Origin of the sequence: Rhodococcus cercidiphylli (assembly GCF_033042225.1) — a bacterium.
In the GTDB taxonomy this organism is placed as follows: Bacteria; Actinomycetota; Actinomycetes; order Mycobacteriales; family Mycobacteriaceae; genus Rhodococcoides.
This window is the reverse complement of the sequence record NZ_JAWLKE010000011.1, coordinates 64,616-83,965: the sequence shown is the minus strand read 5'-3', so window position 1 is coordinate 83,965 and position 19,350 is coordinate 64,616. Positions and strand designations below refer to the sequence as shown.

18 protein-coding genes are annotated in these 19,350 nt (G+C 65.9%); 4 read left to right on the top strand and 14 right to left on the bottom strand.

The window, feature by feature from the left end:
* Positions 1-39: 39 nt before the first annotated feature.
* The 7 genes from lspA to R3P95_RS23520 form a co-directional block, all read right to left on the bottom strand.
* Positions 40-558, bottom strand: a complete 519-nt coding sequence (gene lspA, locus R3P95_RS23550) for a signal peptidase II (protein ID WP_068049655.1) — start codon at positions 556-558, stop codon at positions 40-42.
* Positions 555-2,510: a heavy metal translocating P-type ATPase gene (locus tag R3P95_RS23545; RefSeq protein ID WP_094642706.1), complete on the bottom strand. Its 1,956-nt coding sequence runs from the start codon at positions 2,508-2,510 to the stop codon at positions 555-557. The genes lspA and R3P95_RS23545 overlap by 4 nt, the downstream gene beginning before the upstream one ends.
* Positions 2,507-2,887 carry an ArsR/SmtB family transcription factor gene (locus R3P95_RS23540; RefSeq protein ID WP_008720464.1) on the bottom strand — a complete coding sequence of 127 codons (381 nt, stop codon included), beginning with the start codon at positions 2,885-2,887 and terminating at the stop codon, positions 2,507-2,509. The genes R3P95_RS23545 and R3P95_RS23540 overlap by 4 nt, the downstream gene beginning before the upstream one ends.
* Before the next feature lie 297 nt (positions 2,888-3,184).
* Positions 3,185-3,544 carry a MerR family transcriptional regulator gene (locus tag R3P95_RS23535; RefSeq protein ID WP_008720465.1) on the bottom strand — a complete coding sequence of 120 codons (360 nt, stop codon included), beginning with the start codon at positions 3,542-3,544 and terminating at the stop codon, positions 3,185-3,187.
* A 170-nt stretch (positions 3,545-3,714) separates the two neighbouring features.
* The gene (locus R3P95_RS23530) at positions 3,715-4,011 is read right to left on the bottom strand and encodes a hypothetical protein (protein ID WP_008720468.1); all 297 of its coding nucleotides are present in this window, start codon (positions 4,009-4,011) and stop codon (positions 3,715-3,717) included.
* A gap of 978 nt (positions 4,012-4,989) precedes the next feature.
* Positions 4,990-5,715 (bottom strand): YoaK family protein, encoded by a 726-nt coding sequence (locus tag R3P95_RS23525; RefSeq protein WP_008720488.1) that lies wholly within the window; start codon positions 5,713-5,715, stop codon positions 4,990-4,992.
* An 852-nt stretch (positions 5,716-6,567) separates the two neighbouring features.
* Complete coding sequence (locus tag R3P95_RS23520) at positions 6,568-6,879, bottom strand: DUF4229 domain-containing protein (protein WP_008720486.1); 312 nt, start codon at positions 6,877-6,879, stop codon at positions 6,568-6,570.
* Between the two features lie 80 nt (positions 6,880-6,959).
* Here R3P95_RS23520 and R3P95_RS23515 point away from each other — a divergent pair, with 80 nt between their 5' ends.
* The 3 genes from R3P95_RS23515 to R3P95_RS23505 all read left to right on the top strand — a co-directional run bounded on the left by R3P95_RS23515 (position 6,960) and on the right by R3P95_RS23505 (position 9,867).
* Positions 6,960-7,751, top strand: a complete 792-nt coding sequence (locus R3P95_RS23515; protein ID WP_032373348.1) for a DUF3105 domain-containing protein — start codon at positions 6,960-6,962, stop codon at positions 7,749-7,751.
* Positions 7,748-8,506: a DUF305 domain-containing protein gene (locus tag R3P95_RS23510; RefSeq protein WP_008720482.1), complete on the top strand. Its 759-nt coding sequence runs from the start codon at positions 7,748-7,750 to the stop codon at positions 8,504-8,506. Before R3P95_RS23515 ends, R3P95_RS23510 begins: the two co-directional genes overlap by 4 nt.
* Before the next feature lie 239 nt (positions 8,507-8,745).
* Positions 8,746-9,867, top strand: coding sequence for a M23 family metallopeptidase (locus R3P95_RS23505; RefSeq protein WP_230558228.1), 1,122 nt, complete (start codon positions 8,746-8,748; stop codon positions 9,865-9,867).
* A gap of 84 nt (positions 9,868-9,951) precedes the next feature.
* On the opposite strand, the gene R3P95_RS23500 is transcribed toward R3P95_RS23505, so the two are convergent.
* The 7 genes from R3P95_RS23500 to R3P95_RS23470 form a co-directional block, all read right to left on the bottom strand.
* Positions 9,952-10,908 carry a cytochrome c oxidase assembly protein gene (locus R3P95_RS23500; protein ID WP_008720478.1) on the bottom strand — a complete coding sequence of 319 codons (957 nt, stop codon included), beginning with the start codon at positions 10,906-10,908 and terminating at the stop codon, positions 9,952-9,954.
* A 10-nt stretch (positions 10,909-10,918) separates the two neighbouring features.
* Entirely contained in the window at positions 10,919-11,512 is a 594-nt protein-coding gene (locus tag R3P95_RS23495; RefSeq protein ID WP_008720475.1) for a copper resistance CopC family protein, read from the bottom strand.
* Positions 11,513-11,603: 91 nt separating this feature from the next.
* Entirely contained in the window at positions 11,604-13,376 is a 1,773-nt protein-coding gene (gene ctaD, locus R3P95_RS23490; RefSeq protein ID WP_072692203.1) for an aa3-type cytochrome oxidase subunit I, read from the bottom strand.
* A gap of 85 nt (positions 13,377-13,461) precedes the next feature.
* Entirely contained in the window at positions 13,462-14,418 is a 957-nt protein-coding gene (locus R3P95_RS23485; RefSeq protein WP_008720986.1) for a M56 family metallopeptidase, read from the bottom strand.
* Positions 14,415-14,768, bottom strand: coding sequence for a BlaI/MecI/CopY family transcriptional regulator (locus tag R3P95_RS23480; RefSeq protein WP_027494220.1), 354 nt, complete (start codon positions 14,766-14,768; stop codon positions 14,415-14,417). Before R3P95_RS23480 ends, R3P95_RS23485 begins: the two co-directional genes overlap by 4 nt.
* Before the next feature lie 25 nt (positions 14,769-14,793).
* A complete protein-coding gene (locus R3P95_RS23475) occupies positions 14,794-15,588 on the bottom strand; it encodes a M23 family metallopeptidase (protein ID WP_080733228.1) in 795 nt (264 codons plus the stop codon).
* 536 nt (positions 15,589-16,124) lie between these two features.
* Positions 16,125-18,149 carry a cytochrome c oxidase assembly protein gene (locus R3P95_RS23470; RefSeq protein ID WP_032373357.1) on the bottom strand — a complete coding sequence of 675 codons (2,025 nt, stop codon included), beginning with the start codon at positions 18,147-18,149 and terminating at the stop codon, positions 16,125-16,127.
* A 197-nt stretch (positions 18,150-18,346) separates the two neighbouring features.
* Here R3P95_RS23470 and R3P95_RS23465 point away from each other — a divergent pair, with 197 nt between their 5' ends.
* The gene (locus tag R3P95_RS23465) at positions 18,347-19,270 is read left to right on the top strand and encodes a cation diffusion facilitator family transporter (protein ID WP_008720942.1); all 924 of its coding nucleotides are present in this window, start codon (positions 18,347-18,349) and stop codon (positions 19,268-19,270) included.
* Positions 19,271-19,350: the final 80 nt, after the last annotated feature.

Here is a 19,350-nt window from a genome sequence, read left to right as displayed (position 1 = left end):
CCGCGGTAGAGGTGGATCGGCTGCGAGGCCGCGAGGCGGTCATCCGGATTTTTCCTGCGCGTGCGCGGTACGAGTAAGGGCCGCTTCCTCCCAGAGTATGGAGCCGATGACCAGTACGACACCACAGGTGAGGTAGGTGTCGGCGAGATTGAAGGTGGGCCACCAGCCGGTGTGGAAGTAGTCCGTGACGCGACCGTCGACGGTGCGGTCGATCACGTTGGCGGCGGCGCCGGCGACGATCGCCGACAGTCCCACAGTCCCCAACGGTGAGCCGGTGGGGACAGTGCGCCACGCGTACACACCGATGCCGACGGTGATGATGGCGGTGACCGCGATGATGACCCACGGCGGCAGTTGGTTCCCGACGCTGAAGGCGACACCACTGTTGTAGGCCAACTTCAGTTGCAGCACGCCTAGCTCGACGATGCGGCCGTCGGAGAGTGCGCGGCGGGCGACGGGGTCGCCCGCGAGTGCGACGCCGATGAGTACGACGGCGACGATCGTCAGGGTCCGCCGGGACCGTGGCGCCGAGATGCCCGGGGCTGCGTCGGCGCTCATATGCGGGCCTCGGCTGCCGTCGGGGCCGATGCGGGTGCCGGTCCGGTGGTCAGGGGGTGGGCGCGGCCTGCCCGGACTCCGTTGGCGATGACCACGATCTCGGCGAGTTCGTGCACCAGAACCACTGCTGCCAGGCCCAGAATCCCGAACAGGGCGAGCGGCATCAGAACGGTGATGATCGCCAGAGACAGCCCGACGTTCTGCAGCATGATGCGCCGAGATCGGCGTGCGTGGGCCAAGGCGTGTGGCAGATGCCGGAGGTCCTCGCCCATCAGGGCGACGTCGGCGGTTTCGATGGCCACGTCGGTTCCCATGGCTCCCATGGCGATACCGAGGTCGGCGGTGGCCAGTGCGGGGGCGTCGTTGACACCGTCGCCGACCATCGCGGTCGACCGTCGGACCTTCAGGTCGCTGATGATGGCTGCCTTGTCCTCCGGTCGCAGGTCCGCATGGACCTCCTCGATGCCGACATCGGCGGCCAACGCTCGGGCGGTGCGTTCGTTGTCCCCGGTCAGCATCGCGACGTGGTATCCGTCACGGCGGAGACCGGCGACGACCTCCGCGGCTTCGGGTCGCAGTTCGTCGCGGACCGCGATCGCGCCGAGTGTTCGGCCGTCCTGCTCGATGAGCACGGCGGTGGCTCCGGCGCGCTGCATCCGTTCCACCTCCGCCGCCAGCGGGCCGGGCTCGATCCAGCCCGGCCGTCCGAGCCGGACGTCGGAACCGCGCAGGCGGCCGGTGAGGCCGGCACCGGTGACGGACTCGACGTCCTCGGCGGGGGTGTGGTCGTCGACGGCGGCGAGGATCGCCGCGGCCAGGGGGTGCTCGCTGCGCACCTCGAGCGCCGCGGCCACCGCGAGGACCTGTTCGCGGGTCGCGCCGTTCACGGTGGCGACGTCGATGACGACCGGCTTGTTGCGGGTCAGGGTGCCGGTCTTGTCCAGTGCGATTCCGCGGATGCGGCCGAGGGCTTCCAGTGCTGCGCCGCCCTTGACCAGGACACCGAGTTTGCTGGCAGCGCCGATCGCAGCGACGACGGTGACCGGGACGGCGATGGCCAAGGCGCACGGTGAGGCAGCGACGAGGACGACCAGTGCGCGTTCGATCCATATCCGTGGGTCGCCGAGGAGGCTGCCTACAGCGGCGATGAGGGCCGCGGCGACCATGATCGCGGGCACCAAGGGTTTGGCGATCGTATCGGCCAGTCGCTGCGCCTCGCCCTTGCGGGACTGCTCGGCCTCGACGATCCGGACGATCTTGGCCAGCGAGTTGTCCTCGGCGCGCGCGGACACCTCGACCTCGAAAACCCCGGTTCCGTTGATGGACCCGGCGTACACCTCATCGCCGGGCCCTGCCTCGACGGGCACCGATTCGCCGGTGATCGCCGAGGTATCGAGCGCGGTGTTGCCACTGCGGATCGTGCCGTCGGTGGCGATGCGCTCGCCGGGCTTGACGATCATGATCTCGCCGACCGTCAACTCGGTCGGCGACACCACCTGTTCTCGACCATCTCGTCGGACGGTGGCGGTGTCGGGAACCAACGACAGCAGCGCCCGCAGACCTCGCCGGGTGCGGGCGACCGCGTACTCCTCGAGGCCTTCGCTGATGGCGAACAGGAACGCGAGCATCGCAGCCTCGCCGACCTCACCGAGGATCACGGCGCCGACCGCCGCGATGGTCATGAGGGTGCCGACGCCGATCTTGCCGCGGGCGAGCCGCTTCAGGGTCGACGGTACGAAGGTGTAGCCGGCGACGATCAACGCGACCGATTCGAGTACCAGAGTGAGACCATCGGGACCGCCGGTCCAGCCAATGGTCAGTCCGGCCGCCAGCAGAGCGCCAGCGACAGCCGCGGCTCGGATCTCGGTGATCTGCCACAACCTGTCGGGTTCCTGCTCGTCGTCGCCGCCCGGGCGGGGCTCGTCGTGGTCGCAGCCGCATGCGTCGCTCATCCGGTCACCGCCGACCCGGCGGGCGCGGTGCCGTAAACCGGGCAGAGTGCCACCGCGTTCCCCGTGACGGCGAGGAGGGTCTCGGCCGAAGCGAGCAGGTCCAACAGTTCCGGCCGGACGAGGGAGTAGAACACCTGCCGGCCCTGGGGGCGACCGACGACCAATCCGCAGTCCCGCAGGCACGCCATGTGCGCCGATACCGTCGACTGTGCCAGCCCCAGCTCGCTCACCAGGTCCGCTACACGCACCTCCCTGCTGGCGAGACGGCGAACGATAGCCAACCGTGTCGCATCGGAAAGGCTGTGGAACAACGACACTGCCGCATCGAAAGTCGACGTGGAACCGCCGGGCAGGCGGCCATCCTTATTGATCGTCATGCAACGATGATAGCATCTAAGCCCGGTATGATCGCTATGCGTGAATGCTCGGCCCCGGTCTCGTCGGCACGAGTCCGATCCTCGTCGTGCCGTACTGAGACAGGACGACGGCACGACGAAGAACACCTCCGTGGTGTGGGACCCGGTCACCGGACCTGCGGACGCACGCGACAAACCGCAGTTGCTCCGTACGGCGCGGTCGAGATCGCCGACTTCCCGATCGCGGTGGCACCTGCTACGAAGGCGCTTTCGATTCCCTACTCGCCGAATCCGTCCGAGACGGCGAGGAGGCCGAGGTCAACCAGCTGCATTGCGGGTCGAACGGCGCGCCGACGCGTCGGGAGTGTCGTCGAGACGATCGAACGCACCGGTCATTGCGGCATGCAGCTCGGTGAGCTGCGCGATCGACTCCTCCTCCCGGGTGATGTGCTCGCGCAGTGTTGGCCGCAGCCCGGTCTTCACAGCGGCGCAGGAGTCGTTCTCCCATGCGCGCAGCATCGTCTTGATCTGTGGCAGCGTCAGTTTCGAGCTTTTCGCGGCGGTGATGAACGCCAACCGTTGCTGTGCTCGTTTGTCGTAGACGCGGTACCCGTTCGGGGCTCGGTCCGCCGGCAGCAGCCCCTCGCTTTCGTGGAAGCGCAGCGTCGTCGCCGGCACCCCGTCGCCGAGGAGAGTTACGAGATCAGATCAGCAGGGCTTCGGCAAGCCTGGTCTTCGTCCGTACGCAATCGTCAAAGACTGCGCTCGCCCTGTCGATTCGTTCTGTACGACGCCGTATGTCACCGACGATACCAATGAGTACCCCCTGGGGTATCCCGATTCGGGTGTCAGCCGAGGATGGCTTCCCGGAGCTGAGCCATGCTCGGCGCACCCGCCGGCCCGTCACCTGTCATGTACACACGGCAGGCCAGACCGACTGCGGCGGATGTGTCGCCCATGACGTCGACGCCGTCGACGAGAACGGTCGGAGAGCCACGAAAACGCACCTGTTCGGCCATGTCCACCGTGTCCACGCGTTGATAGACGAGCACGGCGTCCGAGTGTTCCGCGGCGAGGAGCTGCAACCGTTCAGCAGTGACCGTCCAGTTCGGGCAACCGTCGAAATACTGCAGGGTGATCTCCATCCACCCACGGTATATCCGTGCTGAAGTTGGCAGCGCACAGGTCGTAGAATTCGATTACGCGGAAGGAGACGGAGTGCCGAACTTCTCCCGTCACTCTCGACGGAAAGGGCTTGCTCATGAATCTGTCCAGTGAGAGTGACGGCACCTCGGCCTGTTCCTGCTGTGGTCGCGATTTCCCGACCGTGAAGTTGCACTCCCTGGCAGGGGGAGCTGCCTATATCTGCCGACGTTGCGGACTGTGGGTTGCGATCCGTCGACGCTAGAGAGAACAGCGTGGGTGTACCGCTCTTCAGTAGGCTGCCTGCACCGATACGTCGTCTCGGCCATGGCGTACCGCCGTACGCAACCGGCGCGCGTCGCCCGTGCGGCTCGATCCGGCCCGTACCAAAGCCCGGGTCGGCGGCGTCCACCGCCGCGACCTTTCGCGGCCATGTCGCGCAGATTCTGCGATTGGTTCCCGTCGACCACGTGAAGAGGCTGTTGCTGCGCCTCGTCCAGCGTCACTCGTACACAGATCGGGTTGTCGGACATGTGCAATGCGTTCACCGACTCGTCGATCGACCCACCGAGCGCGATGGCCAACGCGTAGCGATGCGGGCGAACCACCCGCGGTTGTCCACAGCGGGAGACCCAGAATCTGCCGTATCCGTCGTCGGCAATGGCTCCGATCCGGATCGCACACGGGGACCGATGCGGCCGTGCACGACGTAGCTGCGAAACCGAGCTCGCTCGTCGGCGTCGCCGACTATTGACGGTTTCGGCACCGACCTCCCAACCCACCTAGCAACTACCGGCATCGCTGACGCCTTGGCGAAGAGATCAGGGCCAAGCGAGAGATGGTGTGTATCGAACATCCTCTCCACACGCTCAAACCGATTGATTCACGTTGCGACAGTGTTTCTGTTGGTCGAGTCCGCCGGTGGAGCAGAACGATCTCGGGAGCGCGGACCCGTAGGTTTTCGCTGGCCGGGAATAGACCTATCCCCATAGGGATCGTCGCTCGGTGTGAGTGAAGGTGAAGATGCTTGCAAGCAGGCTGATGGCTGCGGTAACCAGGAGTACTTGAGGTCCGGTGATCGCGGCACCGATCAGAGCCCCGGCTGCGCCTCCGGCTGCGAAGGACCCGAGAAGCATTGCATAGCAAAGCCAGTCGAGGTAAGTACCGCCGCCCAGTAGGTGTCTTTCGATCCCTTGGCCCAGTTTGACGACGGTGCCGGTGACGTAGCTCAGGGGGATGTAGGTTTCTTCTCGTTTCGTGAATGCTGTGTTGAGCGCGCCGAGAGCGAACGCAACCAACAGAATGGGATAGAAATTTACGTCGTCGGACGCCCAGCCGGATATCCCGATATCGATGAGCCCTGCCGCGGCGAGGGCGATGGTCGTGACAACTGTTGCTCCGTGTGGGTGATTGGACCAGTATCGGCGGCGGCAGATCGACGCGATCACCACTCCCGCCAGAAAGGCACCCATCAAAGCCAGCGCCGCCCACGGCGATGCGCCGGGTGCAACGGGCTTACCTTCCGGACTGCCGAAATGCCCGATGACGGCGCGTTCGGTGTTGCCGGTCATGAACGTCACGAAATACCCCGCCGAATGCAGAAATGCGACAGCACCCACCATTCCGGCCAGCGCGGACAGTATCCACGACAGTCGCGCCTCCGCGCCGACGGCTGTTTCGCGGCTGAGTGCCACAGAAGATGTCATGCAACCAAGTCTCCCGGCCGTGTACGGAGCCGCAAGTCGATGAGGTGCAGCTCACTCGGCGGTTCTTCGGTGTTCGTATTCCCTTCGGAAGCAATCGAACTCCCACCTGCACCTCGTCTGCCGACCTCGGTGACAAGCCCACCCAGCGGTGTAATTTGCGTGCTCAAGTAGCACGAACTCGCGGCCCATCCGCGCGTGGTCAGTTCCATCCCTGTGGATCGGTGGGCGGCACAGTGTCCGGATATCAGCCGATGAGTCGGAAGGCTTCCGTCCCGCCGAGATGTGGGAACGCTGGCGTACTGTCCTGCGGTTCTATCGCTACCCCTCGACGCTACTACTCACCGAGCACGTACCGGGGGAGACTTTTCCCGGTATGTGCAGGTGGCCGGTGCGTCCAGGCCCCGTCGCCGTTCCGATCGACCGGTGGGGTCGTGCCGTTTCCCGCCGACCCGATGCCCCAGGTAGCGGTCGGGGCGGTCATCGCTGCTCACCGCTCCGGGCGACTGCCCCGGCGCGATCCACGCCCGCCCCTGTCGTGGCGACGCGGTCGTGGCGAGCGGGAAACTGACGTCACCGGCACACCACCGCACCCGGTGTCAGCTGCACCAGGCTCGGACTACTAGCTAATCGGTGTCGATGCCCGCCGCCGTGCCCACGCCGCTCTGGCCGATGTGCCTGACCTCGTCGATGATCTCGAGTATCGGATCGAGACTCTGATGCACCGCACCCTGGAACTACTAGACATCGAGCCGGACGCCGAAGCGTCCGTCGAATGGGTCGGCGAACAGTGACCGACACGGACGATCCGCCAACGCCAACGCCAACGCCAACGCCGAAGTCCGTGCGCCGACGTCACGGTTTGTCGGTGCCGGGTCGTCCCGCCGCGGGGCCTCGCTTCTTGATCGAGCGCGTGCGATCGACTGCTTCGATGTCCGCATTGATGGTTCGGCGGAGCTTCCTCAGGGTCAGTGCCGACAGCGGCAGGCTTGCTGCAAGTGCGCCAAGCAGTACCAACACGAAGGAAATGTCAAGGCTCGTCAGTGCGTCGACGGCCAAAAGCACTCCTGCGGCGACACACACGAAGAGCAGGCGTGCACCGTTGTAGGCCAGCACATGAAGGGCAAGCTGCCCGCGAGCAGTTGAGGGTGCGCGGAACACCGGCATCGGCCGTCCTGTCGTGCGTAGGGGCTTCCTGGGACCTTGATTCAAATACTATGGTGCATAGTATTTGATGGAGGAGCAATATGAACAGCAGCAGAAACCCCGCCCGAGGCCGACGGAGCTCGACTCGGCGATCACGCCCAGCCGGAGTGCCCGGGGGCGTGCGCGCTCCCTGGGCGGTGATAGGCGCGGGTGTCGTCATCGTCGTGCTCGTCGGTGCGATCGGATACAACCTGGCCCCCCGCGTCCTCGAACGCAATCAGGCCGAGCGGTTCGCGCCGACCGCCGACGACCCGGACCCCTCCCGCGGCATCGACGGCGTCGTCGAGGTCGAGTATCCGGCCGCGCGGCACGTCGAACCAGCTCAGAGAGTTGCCTACGATCAGAGTCCGCCGTTCGGCGGCCCTCACGACCAGACCTGGGCGACGTGTACCGGAGTGGTGTACCCCGTCCCGCTACGCAGCGAGAACGCGGTTCATTCGCTCGAACACGGGGCGGTGTGGGTGACGTACGACCCGAACCGGGTCTCCTCCGACGAGGTCGGTTCACTCGCCGGGCGGGTCGAGGGCGAGCCCTACACGATGATGTCGCCCTACCCGGGCCTGACGGCACCGATCACGCTGCAGTCGTGGGGCCATCGACTCGAGCTCGACAATGCCTCCGACCGGCGCATCACTCAGTTCGTCGCTGCTCTGCGACAGAACCCCTCGACCCACCCCGAGAGCGGAGCCAGTTGCTCGACCATTCCCGGCGCGTTCGATCCCGACAACCCGCCGCCGTTCGACGCCAGCGAGCCAGGACCGGACGCGGTGCCCCTCGAGGAAGACCCGGCCCTCGACAGTGCGCCAGCGCCGATGGGGGAGGGGAGTCGATGACCGTGCACGGCCAGGCCGACGATGCCCAGATCGACGATGCACAGAACGACAGTGCACAGAATGACGCCGCGGAAACGGGACCCAGATCCAGGCCCAGGGCACTGCTCATCGGCTTGGCGGTGACAGCTCTCGTCCTGTCCGGCGTCCTCATCGGCGTACTGCTCACACCGGACAGCGCACGAGTGGCCGTACCGGCATCGAATTCGGTGGATGTGGGTTTCGCGCAGGACATGTCGGTCCATCACAACCAGGCGATCGAGATGTCGGCGATGGCGTTGGGACGCTCGACGGATCCGGTCATCCGGACCCTCGCCTTCGACGTGTTGACCTCGCAGCAGAGCCAAGTCGGCACGATGCAAGGCTGGTTGACACTGTGGGACAGGCCATATCTGCCCGACGGCCCGACGATGACGTGGATGACCGGGGCCAGCTCGACAGGGGGTCACCCGATGGACATGAGCGCGTCCGCGAACGACAGCGGACAGGACGCGACGTCGATGCCCGGCATGGCCAGTACCGCCGAGCTGACGGCACTTCGCCGGATGAACGCCGAAGAATTCGACGGCCGGTATCTACAACTGCTCCGCCGCCACCATCGTGGGGGAATCCCGATGGCAGAGCAGGGAGCAGCGAACGCGACAGTTCCCGCTGTCGCCGCGCTCGCGGGCTCGATCGCCTCCGCGCAAACCGCCGAGGTCGGTCAGATCGATGTCCTGCTGAGCGCACACGGGGTCTCACCGTTGCCGGAGAGCTGACGCCGATATCTAAATACTATGTTGCATAGTAATAACGATTGGGATGACCCCCATGACCGGCATCGGCACGCATGAAAAGGCGTCGAATCGTCGAGTTACTGTGCAAAGCACTCACTTTCGACGCCGAATCGATAGGCGAAACAGCGACGAATGCAGTCGAGAGTGTGACAGAAGGGGCTTGTGGTGTCGATGGGATCACGCAACACTGACCCACGGCCGACACGGCATCCACTGCGATCGTGACCGGCATTCAACGAGAAGGGTGGGGTGACCACGTGAACAACGCGGGAAAGACGACGCCGAGCGGCGGGCGACGTCGCGCATGCCGAGGTGCGCGGACATACGTGATCGTCGGTGCCGCACTCGGTGCGGTGTTCCTGCACGCCCCGGTAGCCGAAGCGAATCCGGGTCAACCGGCCGTGGAGTCCGGGGACGAGGTCGAAGGTCAGCAGACCGCCGACGCCGTCAGCCGGTTGATCCGCCTGGCCGATCGGGCCGCGACAATCGGTACCGATCCGATCGCGGTGGCAGACCTCGCAGCCTTCGCATCCTCGACGTGGGCCGCCGCCCAGGCCGGCGGCGTCATCGCGGACACCGCCGGCCCGGTGTCCGCGTCGGCAGGATGCATCGTCGACGCCATCGCCCGTGGAGTCTCGAATGCCCCGGCGCAGTCCCTGTCCTGCCTGGCCCCGTTGGCGACTCTCGACCCACTCCTGGCCCTTCGTATCGCCGCATCGCTCCAGGTCGACGCCCTCGACCCCGCAGTCCCGCATGACGGCGACCGAGGTGGGGAACAGGATCCGGTGACGGGCAACACCGGCCGCGATTCGCCCGTGCCCGGCACCACCGACACCCCTCCCGCATCCGAGACGACCGCGCCCGAAGATTCTGTTCCTGATGCAGCACAGCAGCGCGGTTCCACGTCCGGTGGCTCGGCCACCTCCCGAGGTACTGCGTCTGCTGTCGCACCCAGCAGCGGACTGGTCACCTCGAATTTCGGCACCCGAAGCGGGACACAACACGGCGGTGTCGACATCGCCGACTCACTGGGCTCACCGATCGTCGCCGCGGCCGATGGAACGGTCATCAGCGCCGGGCCCGCACAGGGCTTCGGGCTGTGGGTTCGGATCAGACACGACGATGGATCGATCACCACCTACGGGCACAACAACGGAAATTCGGTCACGGTGGGTCAGCGCGTCCGTAAGGGCGATCGGATTGCAGAGGTCGGGAACCGCGGTAACTCGACGGGTCCGCATCTGCATTTCGAGGCGACTTCTCCCGCGGGACAGAAGGTCGATCCGCAAGCCTGGCTCGGTGAGCGTGGAGCCAGAATCGGGGTGGGCACACGTGCGCGATGAATGCGCCCGATCAGGCCCTTGCCAGTAAGCGCGATCAGGCGATGAGCTCGCGGCAGTCCCCGAGCGCGGGACGGCCGCGACAGCTCAGGTCCGTTGACTGGTCTCGCTACCGATCTTTTTCAGAAAGTCGTTGTAGGCGTTGAGTTCGCTGTACCCGTCTTCTTCGGCGTGCCGGTCCGCGGCAGCCGATTCCTCCTTTTCGTCCCGGTTCCACCGAATGCAGAAGATGAGCACCACCAGCAGGGCCACCGGCTCACCGTAGGACCACGCAAGCGCCCCGGCGAGCTTCTGATCGGATACCGGATCGACACCCCACTGCGGGGGAGGGGAGGCGAACGTGGCGAGCATGGGGGTGCTCGACATCATCAGGATGACACCGAAGAACACATGCAACGGCATCTCGACGAACAGGTCGAACAACCGGCCCAGATTGCTCTGCCGAACGGGGAGGGGGCCGACGGCGAGCACAGGGATGATGAACAGCAGCCCGCTGGCGAAGAAGAAGATCTCCATCGATACGTGCCCGATGACTGTGATGGCGAGAACATCGAAGATCGACGACAGATACAGCCCGTAATAGCTGAAGAGGAACAACGGGATCGTCAGACCTGGATGTAGTGCGATGCGCCCGGCGCGGCTACGCAACCCCGTCAGCGCCGCGATCAGTACCCACCGCCCGGCTCCGTGATGAGCGGTGGCACGCAACAGAAGTCGTCCGGGCGAACCCACCACCAACAACGGTGGGATGGTCATCGACAACGTCAGATGCTGGAACATGAAGACGCTGAACAGGCTGTATCCGTAGCGTTCGACCTGCAGTCCGGTCACCAGGACCAGCGCCGCGCAGCCGAGCAGAAAACTCGCACTCCGCCACCGTGACCATGCGATACCCCGGCCGCGGATCCGGTAGAGCCCCCAGCAGTACAGTCCGGCCATGACGATGCCGGCGATCGGCAGGATCGGGAGCGGCGGAAGATCGAAGCTCAGCAACGCTGCCAGGGTCGGCGGGCCTTCCGGGGGAGTTACGGCGGCGATGTTCATCGGGCCCCTGTCATTGCTTGTCCTTGCCTCGGATCACCAACGTCAGGGCGATGGCAGCGAGACCGAGGACAGTCAGGCCCACGATGGAGAGCAGCATCATGGTGTTCTGTTTCGGTGGCCGGTCCTCGCTGGCGGACGGGTTGTTCGGATCGTAGGCCTGCGTCGGCGTGGTCGAGGGAGCCGGCGAGGTCGCACCGCCCTGCGATTGCTGTGCAGCAGCGTCCGGGCGGGTGGCGGTCTCCGCGACGTCGACCGAAAAGCCGTACGACCCGGTGATCGGGTGCCCGTCCGCGGAGGTGACGCGGTAGCCGACGGTGTACTGCCCGTTGGGTAGGCCGTCCTCGAGCAGGACCGATACGTCGGGGCCCTCGACCGTGGCCGTACCCTGCGTCCACTGAGTATCGCCAGGACCTACCACGCTGATGGTCGCGAACGATTCGTTGATGTCCTGATTGAACTTGAGGCCGACGCCGATCGGTGCGAACTCGAGCGTCACATCGGCCGGGGGGTCGGAGCTGACGAGTTCACTGTGCGCCGATGCCGGGGCCGCGGAGAACAGTGCTGTGCCGCACATGAGCACGGCGACCAGCATCCATCGTTTCACGTTCGGTTCTCCTCTGGTCGTACTGATTCTCCTTACTACTATGCGCACTAGTAGTAAGGGGGTGTGAGCCTACGGGGGTCGGTCGACCGTGTTACTTGTCGACGTCCGGCCGTTTCGATACGTCCGGTCCGGCAATCGCTTCGGTGATCACTTCCGAGGGCGCGATCGAATCCGAGTGCGGGCCACCGACGTGCTGCTCGGCGCGGATGCGTTCGACCATGTGCGGATAGTGCAGCTCGAACGCCGGCCGCTCGGAGCGGATCCGGGGCATCTCGATGAAATTGTGCCGCGGGGGTGGGCAACTGGTCGCCCACTCGAGGGAGTTACCGAAGCCCCAGGGGTCGTCGACGGTGACCACTTCGCCGTAGCGGTAGCTCTTGAACACGTTCCAGATGAACGGCAGCGTCGAGGCCCCGAGGACGAACGATCCCACGGTCGAGATCTGGTTGAGGGTGGTGAATCCGTCGGACGGGAGGTAGTCGGCGTAGCGGCGCGGCATTCCTTGGGCGCCGAGCCAGTGCTGGACGAGGAAGGTGGCGTGGAAGCCGAGGAACGTCAGCCAGAAGTGCCACTTGCCCAGTCGTTCGTCGAGCATGCGGCCGGTCATCTTGGGGAACCAGAAGTAGATGCCGGCGTAGGTCGCGAACACGACCGTTCCGAACACGACGTAGTGGAAGTGCGCGACGACGAAGTAGGTGTCGGTGACGTTGAAGTCGATGGGCGGGCTCGCCAGGAGCACTCCGGACAGTCCACCGAAGACGAACGTGATCAGGAATCCGATGGAGAAGAGCATGGGGGATTCGAGGGTGACCTGGCCGCGCCACATGGTGCCGATCCAGTTGAAGATCTTCACCCCGGTCGGCACGGCGATGAGGAAGGTCATGAACGAGAAGAACGGCAGCAGCACGGCACCGGTGGCGTACATGTGGTGCGCCCACACCGCGATGGACAGGGCGGCGATGCCGACGGTGGCGTAGATCAACCCCTTGTACCCGAAGATGGGTTTGCGGGAGAAGACCGGGAAGATCTCCGAGACGATTCCGAAGAACGGTAGCGCGATGATGTAGACCTCGGGGTGTCCGAAGAACCAGAACAGGTGCTGCCAGAGCAACGCTCCGCCGTTGGCGGGATCGAAGATGTGGGTGCCGAGTTTACGGTCGGCGAGCAGGCCCATCAGTGCTGCGGTCAGCAGTGGGAACGCCAGCAGGATCAAGATCGAGGTCACCAGGATGTTCCAGGTGAAGATCGGTAGCCGGAACATCGTCATTCCCGGTGCGCGCAGGCACACCACGGTGGTGACCATGTTGACCCCGCCCAGGATGGTGCCCAGGCCGGCGACGAGCAGGCCCACGATCCACAGGTCGGATCCGATACCGGGGGAGTAGACGGCGCTGCTCAACGGGGTGTACGCGGTCCAGCCGAAGTCTGCGGCACCGCCGGGGCTGATGAAACCTGCGGTGGTGACCAGTGCGCCGAACAGGTACAGCCAGTAGGAGAAGGCATTGAGCCGGGGGAAGGCGACATCGGGTGCGCCGATCTGCAGCGGCAGGATGTAGTTGCCGAAGCCGAAGACGATCGGGGTGGCGTAGAGCAGCAGCATGATCGTGCCGTGCATGGTGAAGAGCTGGTTGTACTGCTCGTTGGAGAGGAACTGCATTCCCGGGACCGCGAGCTCGGAGCGCATGATCAACGCCATCAGGCCACCGACGAGAAAGAACCCGAACGAGGTCACCAAGTACATCAGTCCGATGACCTTCGGATCGGTGGTGGTGACCATCGTGTGCAGGAACGACCCCTTGCGGGCCCCGCGGGGTGGATAGGGGCGAACCGCCGGCGCAGCCGGAGGAGATGTCAGCGCCGTCATGGAACCACCTTCGTGTCGCACGCGAATTACAGGACGCGTCCGCCAGCGTAACCCAAATACTATGCAGCATAGTATTTGGGGTTGTTCAGATCAGCAGGACCGCGCACGCTGCGGCGGAGACCGCGCTGAGCGAGACGACGGCCAACACGGCCGGCACGACGAGGGGCAGCACGGCGGCGGCAGCATAAGCGCCCGCTCGGGTTCGGCTCGGTGTTTGCGCGCTCGTGTCGAGGTGATGCAACCGCTCGGTGGTCGAGTCCCCGATCAGGCCCAGTGCCCACAGTGGCCGCGCAGAATGCGCCTGCGAGACCGTCGACAATGCCGAACGTACAGTGTCGGCGCTGGTGACTGCGGCCGCGGACCGGTCGGCTGCGACCTCGACCAGGACCCGTACCGCCGCGGGTGCCGCGGCGAAGAGGGGAACGCGAGGAAGCGCTTTGGCCAGGATCTCGCAGATGTTGACGATGCGGTGATGGCGCCCGCGCAGGTGGGCACGTTCGTGTGCGATCACTGCTCGCTGTTGTTCGGGATCGAGATGGGCGAGCAGGCCTTCGGTGGCCACGACGTAGCCGGGGCGACCGTCGATGCTGTAGGCCAGCGGGAGTGGGTGGTCGAGCCACATGATCGGTTCGGGTCCGGGGTCCGTGCGCGCCACGACGGCGATGACATCGCGGTGATAGTCGCGGACTTTGGACCGCGCTCGAAGCTGACGGCGAGTCGAGCGCAGGACGCGCGCCGATGCCGACGCCGCGAGGACGACCGATGCCCCGGCGACCGCTTCCCCGATCCACGGCTGGGCCGCGTGTTGCAGCGAGCCCAGGCAGCGGACGGCGAGTTCGACCATGCCCTCGGCCGGCGCATGGCCGGGCCAGAGCAACACCGCCACCGCGGATCCCACGAGAAACAGCACCCCGGCGATGCTGCCGATCCAAGCGGTCAAGGCGAGAGAGGGGCCGACGGTGCGGGTGAGTGAGGTCAGCAGCGGCGGCATGGCAACGGCCACCAGGGTCGCGGCGAGGAGTAATGCCAGTGCGACGATCACCGGTTCGCGTCCGGCAGGTTCCCCCGCAGGGCGTCCAGTTCGTCGTCGGTGACGGTTTTCGCGAAATGCATCAGCACGGCGGCCGAGTCGGTGCTGGTGTCGAGGATTTCGCGCAGCGCTTGCGAGGTGGCCTCGGCCCGAGATTGCACGGGCGAGTAGAGATAGGCGCGTGACTGCTTGGTCCGCTCGACCCACCCCTTCTCGTGGAGATGGGTCACGACGGTCAGGATCGTGGTGTAGGCGGGGTTTCTGTCGGCCATGCGTTCACGCAGGTCGTGGACCGACTGCGGTCGATCACATTGCCAGAGCACGTTCATCACCTCCGCTTCGAGATCACCGAGCCTTTTCATCGCCAGTTCTTCTTTCCTCGTCGTGTCAGGTGATATCGACTCCGCGTGCCGACAGCCACGCCGTCGGGTCGGACTTGGCACCGTCGGGTTGCCACACTTCGTAATGCAGGTGGGGTCCGGTGGATTGGCCTCGGTTGCCTACCGTAGCAATGAGCTCGCCGGCTTTCACGCGTTGACCGGCGGTGACGAGCGCCTGGTCTATGTGGCCGTACACCCCGATCGTGCCGTCGTCCTGACGAATACGCACCCACAGGCCGAACCCTTGCGCCGGCCCTGCTTCGATGACCTCACCGTCGGTCACCGATACGATCGGCGTCCCGATCGTATTGGCGATGTCGAGTCCGTAATGCGTTGTCCCCCAACGCGGCCCAGAACTGGAGGTCAATGTGCCCGACACCGGCACCACCGAGAGCGGGCGCCGCGCCTCGGCATCGCGTGCGGCGCGCTCCGCCGCCCGAACTCCCCCCTCGGCGAGTTGCTCGGTCATGCGCTGCGCGAGCCGGCCGACATCGAGATCGGGCATTTGCAACACCTGCGGGGGTGAGGCGACGACCGGGCTCGGCGGCAGGACGCCGGCGGGAGGGCTATCGATACTCGCAGCGCTGAGCGCCACACTGTCCTGCGACCCGGTGTTCGGAGACGTCGCTGCCGCGGACAGAAAGGCACCGACCGCGACCGACGCAGCGATGGCGCGGCCACCCGGCTTCGGCACCCGGCGGCGATGAAGTCCGCGGCGAGCACGTCGCGACACGGCCTGCACTACATCGCGGCCACCGTCGCCGTGTGTCGTCTCGTCCGGACCGGCCACGTGCACCCACATCGACGCGGCAGTGTCCGCGGCCGCGGTGTCCCAGGCGGCGCTGACCGCGTGAGCGGGTACATCCGGTGCGGGCGTCTGCGCCGAAGGCGTGTGCTCGTCCTGCGACCGATTGTCGGAGTACACGGTCTCGGCGGGCGACTCGGTCACGAAACGCGAGGGTGCGAACCCGGCGTGTCGATGACGGGGGTGATCGATGAGCGCCGTCGGCCTGTTGCCGACGGGCATCGAGACCGCGACGCCGGGTGCCGGCGCTGCGTAGTCGTCGTCGATCGGATCGGGTGTGCGGTGTCGGGCCAAGATCACAATCCTTGGTGGCTACGAGGCCGTGGCCTCGCTCGAGATAACGAAATGGTGACGGTCAGGCCACAGGTTACTACTATCGAGCATAGTTTTTCCATCCCACTCGACCCGGATTCGTCCGTACCGCTGGTCACGGTCCTCGGAGGACATCCCGCCGGGCTACGACATCCCGCCGGGCTACGACATCCCGCCGGGCTACGACATCCGCACCGGAACAGGGCTGGGCGTTTCGGGTATCAGGGGTGATCGCGCCGAGAGGACAGGCCACCGAGCATGGTGTTGTACGCCTCGAGTTCGGTATCACCTTGATCGTCGACTCGGCGGTCTCGTTGCCGTGCCGCGCTCTCGTCGGCCGCCGACCACCGGACCGCGGCGAGAACCGCGGCAGCGAGCAACGGCAACTCCCCGATGCCCCACGCCAGAGTGCCGCCGCGCCGCTGGTCGGCCAGCAGGTCTGCGTTCCAGTCCAGACGCAGTCCGCTGTAGAAGCTCGCTCCGAGCGCGGTCTCGAGATCGATCGTCACGACGAGGAAGAATGCGAACCCGGCCAATGCGGTGATACTCGCGAGCAACTTCGTCAGTCCCGCGATCGGTCTCGGTACCGGGTCTTCGCCGACCGTGCCCCAGAACATCACCATCCCGACGGTCAGGAACCAGCCCTTCATCACCATGTGTGCCACATGCGAGTCGGCGACGGTGTCGAACAGTCCGCCGGGGTAGAGCAGGTAGAAGCTGCTCAGGAACACCGTGGTGCTGACCCACGGGTGTATCGCGATCCGGGCTGCTCGGCTCTGCCATGCAGCCCGGAGCCATTCGCGCGAGCCCGGTGCTTCGGCGGCCGACGCGGTCGGCAGGACCGAGGCGAACAAGGTTGCCGGTCGGCCGAGGACCAACAGCAACGGCACGGCGACGGCGACCGCGGTCAGTCCCGCCATGTGCACGCTGAACATCGCCGGGCTGTAGAACCCGACCCCGGACGAGGTCGCCACGAGCAGCACCGCAGTACCCGCCAACCAGCTCGCTGTCCACCGCCGCCGCCATGACAGGCCTGCCCGCCGACGGCGCCGCACGGCCACCAGATACAGGACGGCCGCGATCACCGCCGCGGAGCCGAACACCAGGTCGAAACGCCACTCGAACGCCAACCGCGCAGCGGTGGGCGGGCCGTCCAACACGTAGCCCAAGGCCTCTTCGTGCGCCTGGGGCAGCGAGGTGTCCTGCGGCGGGGGCGGGGGAGTGCGGCCCAGTGCGACCGCCAGGCCCACGGTGGTGACGAGAACGAGGGTCTCGATCATCGACAACGTGATCAGGGATCTGCGCCTCGCGGGGTCGTGAGCCAGAGCGCGGACCGTTCGTCGTCGCTGTATCCACCCGAGGGTCCCCACGATCGCCAGAGCTGCGATCTTCGCCAGTATCAGAGCGCCGTACGTCGAATCCCACAGCGACGTCACGGGCACTCGCACGGCAGCGTTGACCACTCCGGAGACCGCCATGATCACGAACGCGACCAGAGCGAGCGTCGAGTAGCGGCGGGTCGCGACGGCAAGGTGCCCACCTCCGCGCAGCGCATGAGCGAGAAGTGCGAGGAGTCCGCCCACCCACAGCGCGGCAGCGAGGATGTGCAGGATCAACGAGTTCGTCGCGATGTCGTGATTGCCGCCGGTCGAGGAGTGGCCGGTGACCGCGCGCGGGATCAACGCGAGCATCGACAGGGCGAACAAGGCGGGGGTCCATCGATGCCGCAACACCGCCGCGCATGCTGCGGCGGTGATCGCCGCGACCGCAGAGGTGATGGCCCATGCAGTGGAGGCCTCGACATCGCCGATCGCACCGAGGAACTGCACCGGTTGCGCTGCAACGGATCCGACAGGTTGACCCGAGGCGTCCGAGAGTGTCAGCGGCACCAACGCCGCCGCGCACACCGCCCACACTGCGGAGGCCTTCGCCGCGGTGCGGACGGCTACGTACCCGTCGATGTCGAGCACACCCGACCTCTGAGGCGGAACGAGAAATGCCGCGAGGAGCAGCGACCCCGCCGCCACGACGGCAGCCACCTCGCCGATCGCGGTCAGTGCCGGGATCCCGTACGTGGTGATCGGGCCCGGATCGGGCAGACCCAACAGCACGAGCGCTTGCGACGTCGACATCGCTGCGAGCAGTGCAGCGACCACCGCGGCAATCGCTGCGCACAGCACCATCACCTGCGATCCGGAGCGTCGATCCACTGCGCCGCGGGTCGAATGGGCCGCTTCGGTGGCCATGGTGTGCGCCTCTTCCCGGTGGATCGTGTTTCCGGCATGGGCGCGAGGCAGTCCGACCTGCGCCGACAATGAACTACTACGAATGATAGTTGTACGAGTCCGGGCAGCCACCGCCGGATGATCCTTCAACACTTGCATGTATGCGCATATCGCAATATGTTGTCGTTCTGCGGATCTGACACGACGAAGGAGCAACGATGGGGCACGGACATGGCCACGGGATAGAGCCGGGTTCACCGGCCAGCGCGTCCGGTAAGCACCTCGGGCGACTGTGGATCGCTGTCGGTCTGGGGGCGGTCACCCTGGTGACGCAGGTCGTCGTCGGCCTGTCCACCTCGTCGCTGGCGTTGCTCTCCGATTCCGCACACGTGTTCACCGACGTGTTCGGGGTGCTGATGGCGATCGTGGCGATCACACTCGCACAGCGACGATCGACCAAGGCTGCCCGCACGTTCGGGCTCTACCGAGCCGAGGTGTTCGCCGCATTGTTCAATGCACTTCTGCTGTTCGGTGTGGCCGGTTGGATTCTCTACGAAGCCGCGCAACGCATCACGAATCCGCCCGAGGTCCCCGGCGTCCCGGTGATGGCGGTGGCCACCCTCGGGCTCGTGATGAACCTCATCGCGTTCGTCCTGCTGCGCAGCGGCGCCAAGGACAGCCTCAATGTTCGGGGTGCGTATCTCGAGGTGATGGCGGACATGCTCGGCTCGATCGGCGTACTGGTCAGCGGACTGGTCACCGTCCTGTTCGGGTGGCGGTACGCCGACCCGGTCATCGCGGTCGCCATCGGCGTGTTCGTCCTGCCACGCGCGTTCAACCTGGGCCGTCACGCCGTACGAATTCTGCTGCAACATGCTCCGGCGGGCATCGATGTCGCCGCCGTGGAAAGGGCCCTGACCGATGTCGACGATGTCGAAGAGGTGCACGATCTGCACATATGGACACTGACGTCGGGGATGGAGGTCGCGTCGGCGCATCTGACGGTCGCCCCGGAGGCCGAGACACCGCGGGTGCTCGCTGCAGCGCAGCAGGTTCTCCGCAACGAGTTCGGTCTCGAACACGCCACTGTGCAGGTCGAACCCCGGGAAGGCGAAGGCCGGTGCCGAGAGGTCAATTGGTAGGCAGGTCTCGACCCGGTGCGCGATCGGCACGCTGTGCTGTCGTCGACACGGCAGCGATGTACCGAACCGGCACCCGTCGG

What these genes read in the sequence shown, in the direction of transcription:
- R3P95_RS23500 (WP_008720478.1), bottom strand. Translation starts at nt 10,908, where the DNA reads ATGAACATCGCCGCCGTAACTCCCCCGGAAGGCCCGCCGACCCTGGCA.
- R3P95_RS23465 (WP_008720942.1), top strand. Translation starts at nt 18,347, where the DNA reads ATGGGGCACGGACATGGCCACGGGATAGAGCCGGGTTCACCGGCCAGC.
- R3P95_RS23530 (WP_008720468.1), bottom strand. Translation starts at nt 4,011, where the DNA reads ATGGAGATCACCCTGCAGTATTTCGACGGTTGCCCGAACTGGACGGTC.
- R3P95_RS23510 (WP_008720482.1), top strand. Translation starts at nt 7,748, where the DNA reads ATGACCGTGCACGGCCAGGCCGACGATGCCCAGATCGACGATGCACAG.
- R3P95_RS23475 (WP_080733228.1), bottom strand. Translation starts at nt 15,588, where the DNA reads ATGTGGGTGCACGTGGCCGGTCCGGACGAGACGACACACGGCGACGGT.
- R3P95_RS23540 (WP_008720464.1), bottom strand. Translation starts at nt 2,887, where the DNA reads ATGACGATCAATAAGGATGGCCGCCTGCCCGGCGGTTCCACGTCGACT.
- R3P95_RS23515 (WP_032373348.1), top strand. Translation starts at nt 6,960, where the DNA reads ATGAACAGCAGCAGAAACCCCGCCCGAGGCCGACGGAGCTCGACTCGG.
- lspA (WP_068049655.1), bottom strand. Translation starts at nt 558, where the DNA reads ATGAGCGCCGACGCAGCCCCGGGCATCTCGGCGCCACGGTCCCGGCGG.
- ctaD (WP_072692203.1), bottom strand. Translation starts at nt 13,376, where the DNA reads ATGACGGCGCTGACATCTCCTCCGGCTGCGCCGGCGGTTCGCCCCTAT.
- R3P95_RS23520 (WP_008720486.1), bottom strand. Translation starts at nt 6,879, where the DNA reads ATGCCGGTGTTCCGCGCACCCTCAACTGCTCGCGGGCAGCTTGCCCTT.
- R3P95_RS23525 (WP_008720488.1), bottom strand. Translation starts at nt 5,715, where the DNA reads ATGACATCTTCTGTGGCACTCAGCCGCGAAACAGCCGTCGGCGCGGAG.
- R3P95_RS23545 (WP_094642706.1), bottom strand. Translation starts at nt 2,510, where the DNA reads ATGAGCGACGCATGCGGCTGCGACCACGACGAGCCCCGCCCGGGCGGC.
- R3P95_RS23480 (WP_027494220.1), bottom strand. Translation starts at nt 14,768, where the DNA reads ATGAAAAGGCTCGGTGATCTCGAAGCGGAGGTGATGAACGTGCTCTGG.
- R3P95_RS23470 (WP_032373357.1), bottom strand. Translation starts at nt 18,149, where the DNA reads ATGGCCACCGAAGCGGCCCATTCGACCCGCGGCGCAGTGGATCGACGC.